Here is a 17097-nt window from a genome sequence, read left to right on the forward strand (position 1 = left end):
GGGGACCACGATGCGCTATCTGCTCGCCGACCCGAACCTGACCCACCGCGGCCCCGGTGAGGAGTTCGCCCGCGCCGTCGCCGCCGACCGGGGCGGGCCGGTCACCGTCCGGCTCGCGGTGTCGCTGCCGACCACGTTCCCGCTGGCCGCGCACCGGCCGCGCTACACCGTACGGCACCTGCTGAAGACCGCGACCGTCGTCGACGAGACCGTACGGTTCGTCGCCGAACCCCCGGCCCCGGACGGCCCGCAGTCGTCCGGGGACCGCTACGGCGCCACCCCGGAGGCCCGGTTCCGCCCGCGGCTGGCGCAGACGAAGCTGACCGAACTCGCCGCCGCTGTGCCGCTGCCGGCCGGCCTGACCGACGATCCCGCCCTGCTCGCCGCCTTCGTCGACCACCGGGTCGTGGTGCGGCTGTGCACGGTGGAGAACGAGGTCTTCCTGCACGGCAGCGCCGACGGCGCGATCACCGGCCTGCTCCACCTGCCGGGGCTGCACCGCCGGGCGGCGCCCGGACCGCTGGGTGCCGAGGTGGTCCGGGCCGCCGCGCGGGTGGAGGAGATGGGCGGCTCCTGCGACGGGATCGTGGTGCACCCCGACCGCTACTGGGAGCTGGTCCACGACGGGCTGCTCGGCCGCCTCGCCGAGGCCGGCGTACGGGTCAGCCGCACCCGGATGATCGCGCCCGACCTGATGCTGTTCGGCGACTTCCGGGCCGCCGTGACCCTGGTCGAGCCGGGCGTGTCGACGCTGTCGCTGCGGCCCGGCGCCGGGCCGGACGGCGCCGACCTGGTGACCGCCGCGCTGCCGGTCGGGCTGGCCGTGCACCTGCCACAGCACTTCCTGCTGCTGGAGCGGCAGTGACGGCGGCCGGGCCGCCCCGGGTCCTGTACGTCACCGGCTGGTGCCGCAGCGGTTCGACCGTGCTCGGCAACCTGCTCGGCGAGCTCACCGGTGTGGTGCACGTCGGCGAGCTGCACTACCTGTGGCGCAACGGCGTGCTGCGGCAGGGCACCAACACCTCCTGCGGCTGCGGGGAACAGGTCGCCGACTGCCCACTGTGGAGCAAGGTGCTGGCCACCGTCGCCACCCCCGATCCGGCGCGGGTCGCCCGCCGGATGCTCGACGTCCAGCGCGGCTACCTGCGTACCCGGCACACCGGCGCCCGGCTGCGCGAGTCGGTCGCGCACCGGACCGCGCCGGCCGACGGCGCGCCGGCGGTGACCGCCGCCCTCGACCGGATGGTGGGCTGCTACCGGGCGATCACCGCCCAGACCGGCGCCCGGCTCGTCGTCGACGGCTCGAAATACCCGGCCGAGGCCGCCGCCCTGCTCCGCCGCGAGGACCTCGACCTGCGGATCCTGCACCTGATCCGCGACCCGCGGGCCAGCGCACACTCCTGGCGGCGGCCCAAGGCGTACATTCCGGCGATGGGCGTCACCCGCAGCACCGGCTACTGGACCGCCGCGAACGTCGCCTCCGACCGGATCGGCCGGGCCGCCCCCGACCGCTACCTGCGGCTGCGCTACGAGGACTTCACCCGCGACCCGCGGGCGGCGCTGGCCCGGGTGCTGGCCCTGGCCGGGCTGCCCGACCCGCCGCCGGTGACCGCCGACGGCGAGGCGGTGCTCGGCGTCAACCACACCGTCACCGGCAACCCCGACCGGCTGGTGCACGGGCCGGTGCGGATCCGGCCCGACGACGGCTGGAAGGCGCGGCTGCCGGCCGGGCCGGGGCTGCTCGCCACCCTGATCGCCAGTCCGGTGCTGAGCCGGTACGGCTACCCCTTCCGCCGCCAGGGAGGCCACCCATGGATCTCGGAATAGCCGGCCGGGTCGCGCTGGTCGCCGGCGCCACCAGCGGGCTCGGCCGGGCCGCCGCCCACGCCCTGGCCGCCGAGGGCTGCGCCCTGTCGATCTGCGCCCGCGACCCCGACCGGCTGGCCGCCACCGCGGCGGAACTGACCGCCGCCGGGGCCGGCAAGGTCGGCGCGTACGCCGTCGACATCGGCGACGAGGCCGCCGTCGCCGGCTGGGTTGCGGCCACCGCCCGCGACTTCGGCGCGGTGCACATCGTGGTCAGCAACGGCGGCGGCCCACCGCCCGGCCCCGTCGACGCGTTCGGTCTCGACGGCTACCGCACCGCGGTGGAGACGGCGCTGCTGCCGCACATCGGGCTCGCCCTGGCCGCCCTGCCGCACCTGCGGGCCGCCGGCTGGGGCCGGATCCTGCTGGTCGCCTCGGAGACCGTCCGCCAGCCGATCCCGCACTACGGCCTGTCCAGCACCGTACGGCCCGGCCTGCTCGGCTTCGCCCGCTCGCTGGTCACCTCGCTCGGCCCCGGCGGGATCACCGTCAACGTGCTGGCGCCGGGCTACCACGACACGCCGGGGCTACGGCGCCAGTTCGGCGCCGACGCCGACGCCCGGCTCGCCGACATCGGCGCCGGCATCCCGCTCGGCCGGGTCGGCGACGCCGCCGACTTCGGCGCCGTCGTCGCCTTCCTCGCCGGGCGGCCGGCCGCTTTCGTCACCGGCACCTGCCTGCTGGTCGACGGCGGCGCGACCCGGGGAATCGGGTGACCGCCGTACCGACCACCGGGCCGCGCTGGGGCGTCGTCGTCGGCGGGCTGCTGGTCACCCTGCTGATCGTCTTCGTCGCGTTCGGCGCCGTGGTGCCGGTGCTCCCGCCGCTGGTGCTCGACCGGCTCGCCGGCTCGCAGTTCACCGTCGGGCTGGCGTTCGCGCTGTCCGGCATCGCCGCGCTGCTCGGCCGCCCGTACGCCGGCCGGCTGGCCCAGCGCCACGGCAGCCGTCCGGTGATGGTCGCCGGCTGCGTCCTCGCCGCCCTGGTCGGCGCCGCCTACGCGGTGCCGGCCGGACTGCCCGGGCTGCTGGCCACCCGGGTACTGATGGGGCTGGCCGAGGCGGTCGTCTTCACCGCCGGCTCGGTGTGGGTGGTGGCGCTCGCCCCGGCGCACCGCCGCGCCGAGATCGTCGGCTACTACGGGCTGGCGATGTGGGGCGGCTGGACCCTCGGCCCGATGGTCGGGCACCTGCTGCGTACCGGGGTCGGCTACCCGGCGGTGTGGACCCTGGCCGCGCTGGCGCCGCTGGCCGCCGTCGCGGTCGTCGCCGCCCTGCCCGGTACGGTGCCCGGCGAGGCCGGGCCGGCCCGGCTGCTCCCCCGGCCGGTCGTCCTGCCCGGGACCGCACTGGCCCTGTCGGCGTTCGGGTACGCCGCGCTCACCGGCTTCGTCGCCCTGCACCTGGCCGACCGGGGCATCGGCCACGGCGCGGTGCTGCTCAGCCTCTTCGGCGCCGCGTACGTGCTGGTCCGGCTGGTCTTCGGCCGGCTGCCGGACCGGGTCGGGCCGCGCCCCGTCGTCGTCTTCTGCGGGCTCGCCGAGGCGGCCGGCCTGCTGCTGATCGCCCTCGCCCCGACGTTCTGGGTCGCCGCGGTCGGCGCGCTGGTCATGGGCGGCGGGTTCACGCTGCTCTATCCGGCGCTCGCGCTGCTGGTGATCCGCCGGTCGGCGGAGCGGGACCGGGGTACGGCGCTCGGCGCGTACACCTCGTTCTGGGACCTGGGGCTCGGCGTCGCCGGCCTGGTCACCGGCGCGGTCGCGCTGATCGGGTACGGCTGGGTGTTCGTGCTGGCCGCCGGGCTGGCCGCGACCGCGGCGGCGATCGGGGCGTTCGCCACAGCGATGCGCGCGCCCGCGCCGCAGCGGGTATAACCGGGAGCCGTGTCGTCAGAGATCAGCTCCATCCTGCGCACGATCGCGCTGCCGGTCCTGCTGCCCACCGCGCTGTACGGGGTCGGGGTCGGCGCGATCACCCCGGTGATCGTGTTCAGCGCCCGCGACCTGGGCGCGTCGATCGGTGTCGCCGGGCTGGTCGCCGCGCTGCTCGGGGTCAGCCAGGTGGTCGGCAACCTGCCGTCCGGGCGGATCATCACCCGGATCGGTGAGCGGTCGGCGATGATCTGGGCCGCGGTGGTGTCGGTGGCCGGTGCGCTGGCCTGCGCGCTGGCGCCGGCGCTGTGGGTGTTGACCGCCGGGGTCGTCGTGATCGGCGTGGCGGGTTCGGTGTGGGGGCTGGCCCGGCAGACCTACCTGTCCGAGACGGTGCCGTACGTGGCGCGGGCCCGGGCCATGTCGACCCTCGGCGGGGCCAACCGGATCGGCTACTTCCTCGGCCCGTTCGTCGGGGCCGCGGTGATGGGGTGGACCGGCACCGACGGGGCGTACTGGGTGTTCGTCGTCGCGGTCGCCGCCGCCGGCGCGGCGGTGCTGACGCTGCCCGACGTCGGCACCGGGCGGGTGCCCGGCGGCCCGCCGGACGCCGGCCTGCTGGCGATCCTGCGCACCAGCCTGCCGCTGCTGCGCACCCTGGGCGTGGCGGCGGTCCTGGTCGGCGCGGTCCGTGGGGCCCGCCAGGTGGCGTTGCCGCTGTGGGCCGACCACCTCGGTCTGGATCCGACGACGGCGAGCCTGATCTACGGCGCGGCCGCGGCGATGGACATGCTGCTGTTCTACCCGGCCGGCAAGGTGATGGACACGTACGGACGGCGCTGGATCGGCGTGCCGTCGATGCTCGTCCTCGGCGTCACCCATCTGGCGTTGCCGCTGACCTCGACGGTGCCGACGCTGACCGTGGTGGCGTTGCTGATGGGTCTCGGCAACGGCATCGGCAGCGGGGTGATGATGACGATCGGCGCCGACATCGCACCGGCGGAGCACCGCGCCACCTTCCTCGGCGCGTGGCGGCTCTGCAACGACCTCGGCGGCAGCGCCGGGCCGCTGCTGGTCGGCGTGCTCGGTACGCTCGGCGCGCTCGGCGCGGGGATCGCCGGGATGGGCCTGGTCGGCTTCGCCGGTGCCGCGGCCCTCCACCGCTGGACGCCACGGCACCGGCCCCGAACCTGACCCGCCGGGTGGAGACATCGAGGATCGTCGCTTAGCCTGGTGGGCATGGCCCGCCGACTCCCGCGCATCCTCGCCGCCGCCCTGCTCGCCGCCGGCCTGTCGGCCGCCGTTCCGCCGGCGACCGCCGCGTCGGCGGCCACCGCCGGGGCGGCACCACCGACCACGCTGAGCGGCCAGATCCGCGGCGGCGACACGCTGATCGGCGCGGGCGGCCGCTGCGTCGTCGGCTTCACCGTGCCCGACGGTTTCCTGGCCAGCAGCGTCTGCGGGCCGGCCGGCACGACCATCACCACCACCGGCGGGGTGGCCGTCGGCCAGATCGTCGCCTCGGCCTACCCGCAGGTCGGCTACGTCCTCGTCGACCTGAACCCGGGCTGGGTGCCGGTCGGCCAGGTACGGGTGGCCGGCGGGACCGTCGCGGTGAAGGGCGCGAACCCCGCACCGGTCGGCGCGCTCGTCTGCCGCTCCGGGCCGACCTCCGGCTGGCGGTGCGGCCCGGTCACCGGACTCAACCAGACGGTCAACTTCCCCGGCGGCGCCGTCCCCGGGCTGACCCGGGCGAACATCTGCGCCGAGGCGGGCGAGGTCGGCACGCCCTACCTGACGGCGAGCGGGCAGGCGCAGGGCGTCCACGTCGGCGGGTCGGGCACCTGCCCGGCCGCCGGGACCAGCTACTTCCTGCCGGTCCGACCGGCCCTGGCCGCGTACGGCGTCGCGCTGCTGACCGCCTGACCGCGCGCCTTTCCTAGCTCTCCTCGCCGGCGCGGGTGTCGACGCCGTCCGGCACGGCCGGCCGGAGGCTGGGGTGCAGGGCGAGGATGAGGCGGTGCTCGCGCCCGCCCTCGGCGTCGCGCGCGTGGTATTTGGCGAGCAGGTGGGTGACGGCCCCGGTCAACTCCTCGGCGAAGGCGGCCCGGTCGGCGGCCGAGGCGAACCGGACCTCGCTGTCGATGGCGAAGGTCGCCAGCCGCTTCTTCGCCGCGGCGGCTCCGGTGATCAGTTCGCCGACCTCGCGCACCAGCCGGGCGGCGAGGGCGAGCATCCACTGCGCGGAGAGCCGGTCGGGGGCCCGGCCGGGATCGGGCGCGACGGCCGCCAGCGCGGTCGGCGAGATCACGTAGGACGCGGCGGTCGCCCGCATCACCCGCTCGGTGCAGTTGCCCTTGCGGCGTTCCTCGACCAGCTCGATCAGGCCGTGCCGCTCCAGCGCCCGCAGATGGTAGTTGACCTTCTGCCGGGTGAGCCCGACGTGCGGCGCCAGGCTGCTGGCCGAGCCTGGCTCGGCCAGCGCGGCCAGCAGGCGGGCCCGGACCGGGTCCAACGACACCTCGGCGGCGGCCGGGTCGGCGATCACTGCGACGTCGAACATGGCACCACCGTCCCACCGACAAATCTTGTCGTCAAGAACACGAACCGGTTCGGCAAAGCCTGACGTACGGATCAGCGGGAAGATCGGATCGTACGGCCGGCGACGCCCCGCCCACGCTGGGCGCCCCGTGCGTCGGGCGCCCAGCGCGAGCGTCGTGCTCCCACGGCCGCGCGGGCGGGCGGCCGGCGTCCGCCACGGCGTGCCGGCCACCCCGCTCGCCCGCCGGTACGCGCCCGCCGCCCCCCGTCACGCCCCCTGCGGGGCGTGCTGCGGCGTGCGCTCTCGCGGGACCCCGCCGGACGCCGAACCGGCGCCGACCTCGGCGGGTCTGCACGGGGCGTCCCACCGCGTGACGAGACACCCGGGGGACGCAAACGGGCGGCCGGTCGCCTGACGTACGACCGTCGCCCGCAGCAAAGGGGTTTTGCACCACAGGACACCGCAAGACGAACGTCTCACTGCAAGTGCTCCCACGGCGACCCAAAGTGTCCGATGCGACGATCCATTGGAGCCAGCACCAACCACTGGTAGAAACAGCATTTCGCGTACGGCGCCGTCGGCGCGATCACGGTTCAGGCCGGGTCGGACACCGGCAGGCAGAACGCGAGCCGCAGCCCCGGGGCGTACGACGCCAACTGCGCCACGGTCACCTCGTAGGTCCGCAACTGCCCCGAGGGCATACGCACCTGCCACCGCTTGCCGACCGGGTCGGCGGCGACGCCGGCGCCGGCCCACAGCAGCCGGGCCCGCTCGCTGACCCGGCACAGCCGCTCCATCACCGGGTCGGTCAGCCCGGCGGCCGGATACGCCGCCTGCGCCAGCCGGTAGCGGGCGACGAACTCCTCGGTCTCCCGCTCCCAGCCGACGATCGACCGGCCCACCCGGCTGAACAGCCACGCGCCCAGGTTGGCCCCGGGTACGACGTAGGGCGACACCGGCGCCATCGCCGCGTTGACGACCACCACCGTCCAGTACCGGTCGAAGACCATGGCGGGCGCCGCGCTCGCGTCGACCAGCCGTTGCAGCACCGCCCGGTCGAGCAGCGTCGGCGGATCGGTGACCGGGTTGAGCAGGCTGTTGAGGTAGGCCTGCTGCTGGGGATCGAGTCGCAGCGCCCGTACGATCCCCTCGGCCAGCCGCGGCCCGGGCACCCGTACGCCCTGTTCGACGAGTTGGTAGGCGCGCGGGGTGCAGCCGGCGAGCCGGGCCACCTCCACCTGGGTCAGCCAGTTTCCCCTCGACCGTGGACCGGGCGGCAGGCCCAGCCCGGCCCGGTCGGTGGTCCGGCGGAGCCGGCGCAGCCAGTGCCCCAGCCGGGGATCGACGGCCGGCGGCCCGACCTCGGAAAGCGTCATCGCCCACCCCCGGACGGCTTGCACGCGGAGCAGGCGTCGCGGGAGAACGTGCCGGCGGGCTCCTCACCCTCGGGCAGCAGGAACACGAGCAGCCGCCGCTCGTCGTCCGGGCGGCCGGGGGCGAGCGTCGTCATCTCGACCCGTACGTGGTGTCCGGCGTCGCCGGCCCGGGCCGGATCGGTGTGCCCGGGGCGGCGCAGGGCGCGGGTACGGCCCGGCCGCCGGGGGTGGATCCCGGCCCCGTCCCGCCAGGCCCGGTCGACGAGCGGGCTCTGCGCGCGCAGGCCGGAGACCAGCGACCGCAGCGCCGGATCGTCCGGCCAGCGGGCCCACGTGGCCCGCAGGTCGTCGAGAAGGTCGGCGGCGAAGTCGCACTCCCAGTCGACCATCGCGTGCCGGGCGTGCGGGTCGCAGAACAACCACCGGGCGAAGTTGCGCCGGTCCGGCTCGATGCGGTCGAAGTCGACGAACCACCGCGCGACCGCGCGGTTCGCGGCGAGCACCCGCCACGCCACGTCGGTCACCAGCGCCGGATGGGGATCGAGCTGGTCGGCGAGCCGGGTCAGCACGGGATCGGCGGCGGTGGCGTAGCGCTGGGCGGGCGGGGCCGAGCGGGTCGCCAGCATCCACAGGACGTGCCGCTCGTCCGGGTCGAGCCGCAGCGCGGTGGCGACGGCCTGGAGAAGCTGCGCCGACGGCGAGCGCAGCCGGCCCTGCTCGAGCTGGCTGATGATGCGAACGGAGTAGCCGGTCGCCTCGGCGAGGTCGTCCTGGCTCAGCCCCGGCCGGCCGCCGACCCGGGGCAGCAGGCCGGCGTCGGGCCGGTCGAGCCGCAGCCGGCGGGCCCGGAGAAATGATCTGAGCAGTTCGACCCGGTCCTGGTCGGCCCCGCTGACCGGCGCACTCGCCACCTCATTCACCACCACAGGCCGGGGCCGGCGTCAGCCCATGAACACGTGCTCGCGTCGCCACGCAAAGTGTGCCCGATGGGACGGTCGTGCGGGGGGCGGTGCCGGCCGGGCAATATATCGATAGATGTTTACGTCCCGGACACGGAAGAGGCAGGTGGACAGGCCATCCTGCTCTTCACGGTCCGCCTCACGAAAGGGTCACGAATGACGTCAAACCGCATCGCAGCGCCCGTGTGGTCGCTGTTCCGCGCCGTGGTCGGCCTGCTCTTCGCCTGCCACGGGGCCGCCACCGTGCTCGGCCTCTTCGGCGGGGCCCGGGGCACCGGGCAGGCCGTCGAGGTGGGCGCCTGGCCCGCCTGGTGGGCCGGCCTGATCCAGCTCGTCTGCGGGCTGCTGGTGCTCGTCGGGTTCGCCACCCGGCCGGCCGCCGTGCTCAGCTCGGGTTCGATGGCGTACGCCTACTTCGTCGTACACCAGCCGACCAACCTGTTCCCCATCGAGAACGGCGGCGTCACCTCCGCCCTCTACGCGTGGGCGTTCCTGGTCATCGCCGTACTCGGTGCCGGGCCGTGGTCCCTGGACGCGCTGCTGAGCCGGCGCGGCAACCGGGCCGGGGCACAACCCGTACCGGCCAACGGCTGACCACCCCACACCGGCCGGGCCTGACCAACCCGGCCGTACCCCCGGACCCCGACAGCCACCGGACCCCCGCCCACGGGCGGCGGCCCCGACACCCCGCCGGACACCGCGACGACCGCCGACCACGATTCGGTAAGGTCTTCCCTGGGCCGTGACTGGCGCGCTGGGATGGGCACAAACCATCGGGGAGCGGCCCCGTCACCACGACGAATGCCGAGCGCCTGGGCCCTCAACCGCAACCGGAGGTGCCATGTCGTCGCTCAACGCCGAGTCCACCGCCTACCGCAGCGCGCTGGACGTCGTCCGCACGGTCGAACCCCGGGTCGCCGACGCGATCGCCGCCGAACTCGCCGACCAGCGGGCGTCCCTCAAACTCATCGCCAGCGAGAACTACGCCTCCCCCGCCGTCCTGCTCGCCATGGGCAACTGGTTCAGCGACAAGTACGCCGAGGGCACCATCGGCCGCCGCTTCTACGCCGGCTGCCGCAACGTCGACACCGTCGAGGCGATCGCCGCCGAGCACGCCCGTGAGCTCTTCGGCGCCCCGCACGCGTACGTGCAGCCGCACTCCGGCATCGACGCCAACCTGGTCGCGTTCTGGGCGATCCTCGCCGACCGGGTCGAGGCACCGGCCCTGCGCAAGGCCCAGGTCCGGCAGGTCAACGACCTGACCGAGGAGGACTGGTTCGCGCTGCGCCGCGAGCTGGGCAACCAGCGCATGCTCGGCATGTCGCTCGACGCCGGCGGCCACCTCACCCACGGCTTCCGCCCGAACATCTCCGGCAAGATGTTCGACCAGCGCAGCTACGGCACCGACCCGGCCACCGGGCTCATCGACTACGCCGCCCTGCGGCAGACCGCCAAGGAGTTCAAGCCGCTGGTCCTCGTCGGCGGCTACTCGGCCTACCCGCGCAAGGTCAACTTCCGCATCCTGCGGGAGATCGCCGACGAGGTCGGCGCCACCTTCATGGTTGACATGGCCCACTTCGCCGGACTGGTCGCCGGCAAGGTCTTCACCGGCGACTTCGACCCGGTGCCGCACGCCCACATCGTCACCACCACCACCCACAAGTCGCTGCGCGGCCCGCGCGGCGGCCTGGTGCTCTGCCAGCCCGAACTCGCCGACCAGGTCGACCGCGGCTGCCCGATGGTGCTCGGCGGCCCGCTGCCGCACGTCATGGCGGCGAAGGCGGTCGCGCTCGCCGAGGCCCGCCAGCCCGCCTTCGCCGACTACGCCCAGCGGATCGTCGACAACGCCCAGGCTCTCGCCGAGGGCCTGCTGCGCCGGGGCGTACGGCTGGTCACCGGCGGCACCGACAACCACCTCGTGCTCATCGACACGACCGGCTTCGGGCTCACCGGCCGGCAGGCCGAGCAGGCGCTGCTCGACGCCGGCATCGTCACCAACCGCAACTCGATCCCGCAGGACCCGAACGGCGCCTGGTACACCTCCGGCATCCGGATCGGCACCCCGGCCCTGACCACGCGTGGGCTCGGCACCGCCCAGATGGACGAGACCGCCGACCTGATCAACACCGTGCTCGGCCAGACCAAGCCGGGCGTCGGCCCGGACGGCGCGCCCTCCAAGGCGAAGTACGTCCTCGACCCCGCCGTCGCCGACCGGATCGCCAAGCAGGCCGACGAACTGCTCGCCGGGTTCCCGCTCTACCCCTCGGTCGACCTCGGCTGAGCCCGACCCCGACCTGATCCGCCCGGTTCGGCCCGCCCGAGCCGGGCGGAGCTCCTTCCGCCGGCTGTCCCTGCCCGGCGGCTGTCTGCTGCCCGACGGCCGCCTCTGGCCCGGCGGCACTCTCTGGCCCGGCGGCCGCTGCCGGGTGGGCCGCGCCGCCCCGGGTATCGCTGTCGCGGCCCACAGCGAATTCGCTGTTTCCACACCGACTTCGCTGTGGGCCGGCGCACCTACACCGCCCACACCCGCGCGCCCACCGCCCACATCCGCGCGCCGGCCGGCCGGCCGACCGGCCCGCCCCGCCCGGCGGCCCTTCGACCGGACAGGTCAGCGGGTCGAGCCGCGAGCGTCCCGTTCTTGCACGGCGACGCCAGGAACTTTCACTGTCCGATCGGGTCTTGTCTGACGTTGCGTCGAGATTTAACGTCATCGCAACCACCGCCGCCGATCGGCGCCGCCCGTCCCCCAGTGCGCGCCGGCCGGCCCCGCGAGAATCGAGTCGCCATCGATGTCTGACCAGCATTCGCAACACCCCCGCCGGCCCGCCCGGCGGCGCCGGATCCGGGCCGTCGTGGCCGGATCGTTCGTGGTCGCCCTCGGCGCCGGCACGCTGGGCGCGCACCCCGCGCTGGCCACCGCCGACCCGCCCGGCCCGGCCGGCGTCGAGACCGTCGCCGGGCTGCCACCGCACCTGACCGCCGGCCGCGGCGCCACCGTGCCGTTCGTCGAGCAGGAGGCGGAGAACGCCGCCACCACCGGGGAGATCATCGGCCCGGACCGCAACGCCTACACGCTGCCGTCGGAGGCGTCCGGGCGCCGGGCGGTCAAACTCGACGCCCCCGGCGAGTGGGTGGAGTTCACCCTGACCCGCGACACCAACTCGCTCAACGTCCGGTACGCCGTCCCGGACGCCGAACAGGGCGGCGGCATCACCGGCCCGCTGGACGTCTACCTCAACAACCAGCGCCGGCACACGATCACGCTGACGTCGGAGTTCTCCTGGCTCTACAGCACGTACCCGTTCTCCAACGACCCGAGAGCGGTCCCGCCGGACGACTGGTGGATTCCGGAGCCGCGCCCGGTCAAGACCCCGTTCCGGCCGCACCACTTCTACGCCGAGCAGCGGCTCCTGCTCGGCAAGACCCTGCACGCCGGGCAGAAGATCAAGCTGAAGCTGCCGCACGACTCGACGCTGCCGTGGGCGGTGATCGACCTGGTCGACTTCGAGATGGTCGCCAAGCCGAAGAAGATGCCGCGCGGGGCGCTGTCGGTGATCGACTTCGGCGCCGACCCGACCGGCGTACGGGAATCCGCCGACGCGTTCGACGCCGCGGTGGCCGCCGGCCGGGCGAGCGGCCGTACGGTGTTCATCCCACAGGGGACGTACCAGGTGAACCGGCACGTCGTCGTCGACGACGTGACCGTCACCGGGGCCGGCAACTGGCACAGCGTCGTACGCGGCGACGGCGTCGGGTTCTACGGGAAGTGGGCCGCCGACGGCGGCAGCCACGACGTGCACCTGTCCGACTTCGCGATCATCGGCAACATCCGGGAACGCCGCGACGACCTCCAGGTCAACGGGATCGGCGGGGCGCTCGGCGGCGGGTCCACCGTGGAGCGGCTCTACATCCAGCGGACCAAGGTCGGGATGTGGTTCGACGGCCCGTTCCACGGGCTCACCGTGCGGGACAACATGATCGTCGACCAGATGGCCGACGGGCTGAACCTGCGGCGCGGCATCTCCGGCGTACGGGTCACCAACAACTTCCTGCGCAACCTCGGCGACGACGGGCTGGCCATGTGGTCGCACTTCGTCAAGAACCCGGACGGGACCCCGGAGACGTCGGAGGAGGCCGACCAGGACCACGACAACGTCTACGACCACAACACCGTGATCGCGCCGGTGCTGGCCAACGGAATCGCGATCTACGGCGGCCGGGACAACGTGGTGTCCGACAACGTCGTCGCCGAGACCGTGCGCGAGGGCGGCGGCCTGCACGCCGGCTACCGGCACGGGTCGACCCGGTTCTCCGGCACGCTCACGTTCGCCCGCAACACCACCGTACGGGCCGGCGTGCTCGACCTGAACTGGAACTTCGGCGTGGGGGCGCTGTGGTTCTACTCGCTGGACGGTCCGATGGACGCCCGGATCGACGTCGTCGACAACTCGTTCCTGGACAGCACCTACTCGGCGATCATGGCGGTGAAGGGGCACCCGGAGGCGCACTCGGTCAGCAACATCCACGTCGACGGGGCCTGCATCGACGGCGCCGGCACGTACGCGCTGCAACTCCAGGTGGCCGGCGCGGGCAGCTTCACCGGCGTGGAGGCCCGCAACCTCGGCGTCGGGGGCACCTGGCGCGGCGACCCGTTCGAGATCACCGACGGCGGCGGCAACTCCGGCTGGCAGAACGACATCCGCTGGAACTGGCCGATGGACACCGCGCGACCGGTCGCCCCGCCGACCAACTGCGCGTGACAGCACCGGCCGGTCCGTCCCCGGGGACGGACCGGCCGGTCCGGGCCGGCGGTGGCGTTCAGGCGACCGGCACGGTCGGGCGGCGCCGGCCGGCCCGTAGCACCCGCCAGACCGTACGCGGCGCGAGCAGCCGGGTCGGCGGGTCGATCAGGTTCAGCACCCGCAGGAACGCCGCCCCCAACTCCGGGTCGGCGACCGCCCCGGCGTGCACCCGTTCCACGTACGCGTTGACGAACCGCACCTTCGGCGTACGCCGACCGGGCACCGCCGGGAAGCGCAGGTCGGTGCCGACCGAGATCGCCCACGGGCCGTCGACGACCCTGGCGGCGCCCTGGAAGAACCGTCGGGCGAGCCGGGTGCCGCCGGCGGCGAGCAGGTCGCGCAGCAGCAGCGCCTCGAGCGCGGCGACCGTCATCCCCTGCCCGTAGATCGGGTTGAAGCTGCACAGCGCGTCGCCGATGACCAGGTAGCCGTCGGGAAACCGGCGCAGCCGTTCGTAGCGGCGGCGCAGGCTGGCCGGGAAGCGCATCCGGACCGGCGGGGACGCCGGAACCGCCGACCGGAGCAGGGCGCCGATCTGCGGGGCGGCGAGGGTCTCGGCGTAGCGGACCAGGTCCTCGTCGTCGTGCGGCGGTTCCTCGCCGAGCATGCCGCAGATGGCGACGGCGAACCTGTCCCCCTCCTGCACGGCGACGATCCCGCCGCGCGGCAGCGCGGGGGTGGCGTTGGTCAGCGCGCCGAGCAGCCCCTCCAACTGGTCGGGTTCGCGGCGGTAGGTGCGGGTGACGTAGGTGACGTCGACCCGTACCCGCTCCTCGGGAGCGGGCGCGTAGCCCAGCCGGTCGAGCCAGACCGGGCTGCGGGAGCCGCGCCCGCCTGCGTCGACGACCAGGTCGGCGTCGATCGTGGACTCCGGCGCGTCGGCGGTACGTACCCGTACCCGCACCCCGGTGACCCGGCGGGCGTCCGGCGTCGCGGTGGGGCCGAGCACCTCGGTGTCCGGCAGCAGGGTCACGTTGGACAGTGCGCGGACCCGGGTCCGGACGACGTGTTCGAGCAGCGGCCGGCTCACCCCGAACGCGGTCATCGGCGACGGAGCGCGGCGCATCCGGAACCCGTCGTTGTACCAGTGGACGTCGTCCTGGAGGTCGACCATGGCACCGCCGAGCGCGGCGACCTCTTCGGACAGTCCGGGGAAGAGTTCCTCGAGCACTTCCCGGCCCCGGGCGAGCAGGACGTGCAGTTGCCGGCCCTGCGGTACGCCCCGGCGGGCGGCCGAGGCGTCGGGCAGCGGGTCACGGTCGACGACGGTGACGTGGGCGTACGTCTCACTGAGAGCGCGGGCGGCCAGCAGGCCCGCGATGCTGGCGCCGACCACGACGGCCCGCTCCGCGTGTGTCATGGCGGGAGCCTACGGGCGCCGGGGCCGCGGATCGACCGAACATGTTCCCCGGCCGCCAGACCCCGTAGCAAAATACACCTATTGCCGGGAATGTCGCCCTGCTACGTCGACCGCTGTATGTCCCGCGCGAGTCAATTCCTTCTCCGAAATCCAGACCCTTCCGGAAGTAATGTCCGAAACGAAGCGGCCCGGCCAAGGAGGCACCGATGAATGGTTCTCGATCAACCCTGCGGATCACAATAGGCGCTGCCATCGCCACCGGCGCGATCGCCTTTTCCGGCCCCGCCTGGGCGGAAATCAACTATCCGCCCTCGGGCTCCACGCGCGCCGTCGAGCACCCGGAGGTCAGCGGCCGCGCCACGCCCGGAAGCACCGTCACCGTCTACGCCAAGCAGGCCAGCGACCAGGTCTTCGGCTGCTCGGTGCTGGTGCCCGCCAGCAGCGAGTGGGCCTGCACCTTCATGAACCCGATCCCGCCCGGCACCTGGCGCTTCGACGCCCTCGAGGTGCACCCCGACCACTCCGCGACCAGCTCGTCGGTCGCCGGCATCGTCATCACGCCACCCGATCCCAACCAGCCCGACCAGCCGACGCCGGCCGTCGAGGAGGACCGGCCGACCCCCGGGGAGGCGGACCCCTGGGCGGAGGAGTCGCAGTGGGAGGGCGACCCCTGGGCCGACGAGGCGACCGAGGCCACCGAGGCACCGCAGGACCAGACCCCGAGCGCGTCGACCAAGAGCCTGCCGACCACCGGCACCGGAATGGGGGTCACGCCCTTCCTGCTGGCCGGTACGGCACTGCTCGGAACCGGGGTGGCGACGCTGATCTGGGTCGGGCGACGGCGTACGGAACAGGGCTGACCAATCCGCCCGTACCGTCCATTCGCGATGCCGCCGGATGGAATTGACTTGGCCTGACTAAAATCGATCCGGCCAGGTGGAAATCGACTCGGCCGGGCGAAATCGATCCGGCCAGGCGAAAATTGAAATGCGTGCGTGACCGCGGATTCCGATCGCGGAAACTGTTTCCCCACCCGTCCGGAACGGTCCACCGGCACCACCCGCCGGGATCCGGTGATGCGGCCGGCCCCCGCTCCGGGGATAATCCCGGCAGCCGGAAGAGGGGTGGGACGGGTGGACGTCATCGAGAACGGCCCGCCGGAGCCGAGATGGACACCGCCGGGCTGGCTCGCCACGATCGCCGTGACGCTGGTGGCGGCGGTGATCGTGGCCGGCTTCCTCGGCCTGCGCGGCTCCGGCCCGGACACACCGGCCGCTTCCGGCCCGGACACGCCGGGCGCCGCCGGGCACCCCACCGCGAGCCCCGGCCCGGCCACGGCATCCCCCGGGACCGCCGCCCCGGCGGCCACACCCCGGGCCGCGCCGTGCCCCGTAGACCTCGCCGGGCCGGCCACCACCGCCGGCCCCCCGGTCGCCGCGCTCGCCATCGGTGACCCCGGCATCCCGGTGCACGGCGTGGAACGCTGCACCCCGGGCGCGCAGGACGGCCCGTGGACCGCGGTCGTCCGTCGTACCTCCGGCGTGCTCGGCCGGGGCGGCGCGGTCGTGACGTACCCGGTCGACCGCGCCCCGACCCCGGCCCGGACCGTGCCGGTCGGCGGGGTCGACGCCGACGCCGGCCCCGGCTGGCTGGTGTGGCCGCTCGGCGACGGGCACGCGCGGATCCGCGGCGACCTGCCCGAGGCGGACCTCGCCCGGATCGCGGCGGCCACCACGGCCACCGGCGGCCGGCCGGTGGTGACCGCGCCGGCCGGGTTCCGGGTCGTCCACACCGGACCGTACGCGTCGCCGACCATCCGGCAGGTCCGCTACGGCGCGGCCACCCTGGACGAGCAGGCGGCGCTCGGCAGCGGCCTGGTCGTCGTCGGCCTGCGCACCGGCGGCGGGCTCGAGGACCAGATGTACGTGACGAACACGGTGGACGCCGGCCTGGTCGCGGGCCGGCCGGCGCGGGTGTTCACCGGACTGCTCGGCGGCAACGCGGCCATCGCCTGGGAACCGGTTCCGGGCCTGGTCGGCTACGTCCTCTACAGCGGCGCCAACTGGGACGACGCCGCCACGGCCGCACTGCGCCGGCTGGCGGAGCGCACCGTCCCACTCGACCGCGACGCATGGCGGTCCACCGAGCAGTCCGCCATCGACGGCCACGACCTCACCCCCTGACCGCCCCACATCCACCCGCGCGATCCCCACCCCGCGCGACCGCCACCCGCGCTGATCAAGGGGATGTCCCGGGCATTCCACCCCGGGACGGCCACGACTAGCCCTTGATCAGCGCGGCGGCCCAGGGCGGGCGCGGCGG

At 74.5% G+C, this 17097-nt stretch carries 15 protein-coding genes and 1 riboswitch; of the genes, 11 read left to right on the forward strand and 4 right to left on the reverse strand.

Annotated elements, in window-relative coordinates; genetic code table 11:
* Positions 1-10: 10 nt before the first annotated feature.
* The 6 genes from AB0M79_RS00635 to AB0M79_RS00660 are packed head-to-tail and all read left to right on the forward strand — an operon-like array spanning position 11 to position 5662.
* Positions 11-865: a family 3 encapsulin nanocompartment shell protein gene (locus AB0M79_RS00635; RefSeq protein ID WP_364206381.1), complete on the forward strand. Its 855-nt coding sequence runs from the start codon at positions 11-13 to the stop codon at positions 863-865.
* Entirely contained in the window at positions 862-1827 is a 966-nt protein-coding gene (locus tag AB0M79_RS00640; RefSeq protein WP_364206383.1) for a sulfotransferase, read from the forward strand. Before AB0M79_RS00635 ends, AB0M79_RS00640 begins: the two co-directional genes overlap by 4 nt.
* Complete coding sequence (locus AB0M79_RS00645) at positions 1812-2582, forward strand: SDR family oxidoreductase (RefSeq protein ID WP_364206385.1); 771 nt, start codon at positions 1812-1814, stop codon at positions 2580-2582. Before AB0M79_RS00640 ends, AB0M79_RS00645 begins: the two co-directional genes overlap by 16 nt.
* Positions 2579-3739, forward strand: a complete 1161-nt coding sequence (locus tag AB0M79_RS00650) for an MFS transporter (RefSeq protein WP_364206387.1) — start codon at positions 2579-2581, stop codon at positions 3737-3739. The genes AB0M79_RS00645 and AB0M79_RS00650 overlap by 4 nt, the downstream gene beginning before the upstream one ends.
* Before the next feature lie 9 nt (positions 3740-3748).
* Entirely contained in the window at positions 3749-4930 is a 1182-nt protein-coding gene (locus tag AB0M79_RS00655; protein ID WP_364206389.1) for an MFS transporter, read from the forward strand.
* A gap of 45 nt (positions 4931-4975) precedes the next feature.
* Complete coding sequence (locus tag AB0M79_RS00660; RefSeq protein ID WP_364206391.1) at positions 4976-5662, forward strand: S1 family peptidase; 687 nt, start codon at positions 4976-4978, stop codon at positions 5660-5662.
* Between the two features lie 13 nt (positions 5663-5675).
* Here AB0M79_RS00660 and AB0M79_RS00665 read toward each other — a convergent pair whose 3' ends face one another.
* The 3 genes from AB0M79_RS00665 to AB0M79_RS00675 all read right to left on the reverse strand — a co-directional run bounded on the left by AB0M79_RS00665 (position 5676) and on the right by AB0M79_RS00675 (position 8565).
* A complete protein-coding gene (locus tag AB0M79_RS00665; protein ID WP_364206393.1) occupies positions 5676-6299 on the reverse strand; it encodes a helix-turn-helix domain-containing protein in 624 nt (207 codons plus the stop codon).
* 572 nt (positions 6300-6871) lie between these two features.
* The gene (locus tag AB0M79_RS00670) at positions 6872-7654 is read right to left on the reverse strand and encodes a helix-turn-helix domain-containing protein (protein ID WP_364206395.1); all 783 of its coding nucleotides are present in this window, start codon (positions 7652-7654) and stop codon (positions 6872-6874) included.
* Positions 7651-8565, reverse strand: coding sequence for a helix-turn-helix domain-containing protein (locus tag AB0M79_RS00675; RefSeq protein ID WP_364206398.1), 915 nt, complete (start codon positions 8563-8565; stop codon positions 7651-7653). The genes AB0M79_RS00670 and AB0M79_RS00675 overlap by 4 nt, the downstream gene beginning before the upstream one ends.
* A 204-nt stretch (positions 8566-8769) precedes the next feature.
* Between AB0M79_RS00675 and AB0M79_RS00680 the strand changes: the two genes are divergently transcribed.
* The 3 genes from AB0M79_RS00680 (at position 8770) to AB0M79_RS00690 (ending at position 13373) form a co-directional block, all read left to right on the forward strand.
* Positions 8770-9207, forward strand: coding sequence for a DoxX family protein (locus tag AB0M79_RS00680; RefSeq protein ID WP_364206400.1), 438 nt, complete (start codon positions 8770-8772; stop codon positions 9205-9207).
* 138 nt (positions 9208-9345) lie between these two features.
* Positions 9346-9438: riboswitch (ZMP/ZTP riboswitch) on the forward strand.
* Positions 9439-9454: 16 nt separating this feature from the next.
* Entirely contained in the window at positions 9455-10894 is a 1440-nt protein-coding gene (locus AB0M79_RS00685; protein ID WP_364206402.1) for a glycine hydroxymethyltransferase, read from the forward strand.
* Positions 10895-11402: 508 nt separating this feature from the next.
* Complete coding sequence (locus AB0M79_RS00690; RefSeq protein WP_364206404.1) at positions 11403-13373, forward strand: glycosyl hydrolase family 28-related protein; 1971 nt, start codon at positions 11403-11405, stop codon at positions 13371-13373.
* Positions 13374-13431: 58 nt separating this feature from the next.
* Here the strand turns inward: AB0M79_RS00690 and AB0M79_RS00695 are convergent, their stop codons facing one another.
* Entirely contained in the window at positions 13432-14775 is a 1344-nt protein-coding gene (locus tag AB0M79_RS00695) for an FAD-dependent monooxygenase (protein ID WP_364206406.1), read from the reverse strand.
* 206 nt (positions 14776-14981) lie between these two features.
* Here AB0M79_RS00695 and AB0M79_RS00700 point away from each other — a divergent pair, with 206 nt between their 5' ends.
* Positions 14982-15635 (forward strand): hypothetical protein, encoded by a 654-nt coding sequence (locus tag AB0M79_RS00700; RefSeq protein WP_364206408.1) that lies wholly within the window; start codon positions 14982-14984, stop codon positions 15633-15635.
* Positions 15636-15908: 273 nt separating this feature from the next.
* The gene (locus AB0M79_RS00705; protein ID WP_364206410.1) at positions 15909-16958 is read left to right on the forward strand and encodes a hypothetical protein; all 1050 of its coding nucleotides are present in this window, start codon (positions 15909-15911) and stop codon (positions 16956-16958) included.
* The last annotated feature ends 139 nt before the right edge of the window (positions 16959-17097 follow it).

This window comes from Polymorphospora sp. NPDC051019 (assembly GCF_040683055.1).
GTDB lineage: Bacteria > Actinomycetota > Actinomycetes > Mycobacteriales > Micromonosporaceae > Polymorphospora > Polymorphospora lycopeni.

What these genes read in the sequence shown, in the direction of transcription:
- AB0M79_RS00660 (WP_364206391.1), top strand. Translation starts at nt 4,976, where the DNA reads ATGGCCCGCCGACTCCCGCGCATCCTCGCCGCCGCCCTGCTCGCCGCC.
- AB0M79_RS00680 (WP_364206400.1), top strand. Translation starts at nt 8,770, where the DNA reads ATGACGTCAAACCGCATCGCAGCGCCCGTGTGGTCGCTGTTCCGCGCC.
- AB0M79_RS00685 (WP_364206402.1), top strand. Translation starts at nt 9,455, where the DNA reads ATGTCGTCGCTCAACGCCGAGTCCACCGCCTACCGCAGCGCGCTGGAC.
- AB0M79_RS00690 (WP_364206404.1), top strand. Translation starts at nt 11,403, where the DNA reads ATGTCTGACCAGCATTCGCAACACCCCCGCCGGCCCGCCCGGCGGCGC.
- AB0M79_RS00670 (WP_364206395.1), bottom strand. Translation starts at nt 7,654, where the DNA reads ATGACGCTTTCCGAGGTCGGGCCGCCGGCCGTCGATCCCCGGCTGGGG.
- AB0M79_RS00700 (WP_364206408.1), top strand. Translation starts at nt 14,982, where the DNA reads ATGAATGGTTCTCGATCAACCCTGCGGATCACAATAGGCGCTGCCATC.
- AB0M79_RS00635 (WP_364206381.1), top strand. Translation starts at nt 11, where the DNA reads ATGCGCTATCTGCTCGCCGACCCGAACCTGACCCACCGCGGCCCCGGT.
- AB0M79_RS00645 (WP_364206385.1), top strand. Translation starts at nt 1,812, where the DNA reads ATGGATCTCGGAATAGCCGGCCGGGTCGCGCTGGTCGCCGGCGCCACC.
- AB0M79_RS00695 (WP_364206406.1), bottom strand. Translation starts at nt 14,775, where the DNA reads ATGACACACGCGGAGCGGGCCGTCGTGGTCGGCGCCAGCATCGCGGGC.
- AB0M79_RS00665 (WP_364206393.1), bottom strand. Translation starts at nt 6,299, where the DNA reads ATGTTCGACGTCGCAGTGATCGCCGACCCGGCCGCCGCCGAGGTGTCG.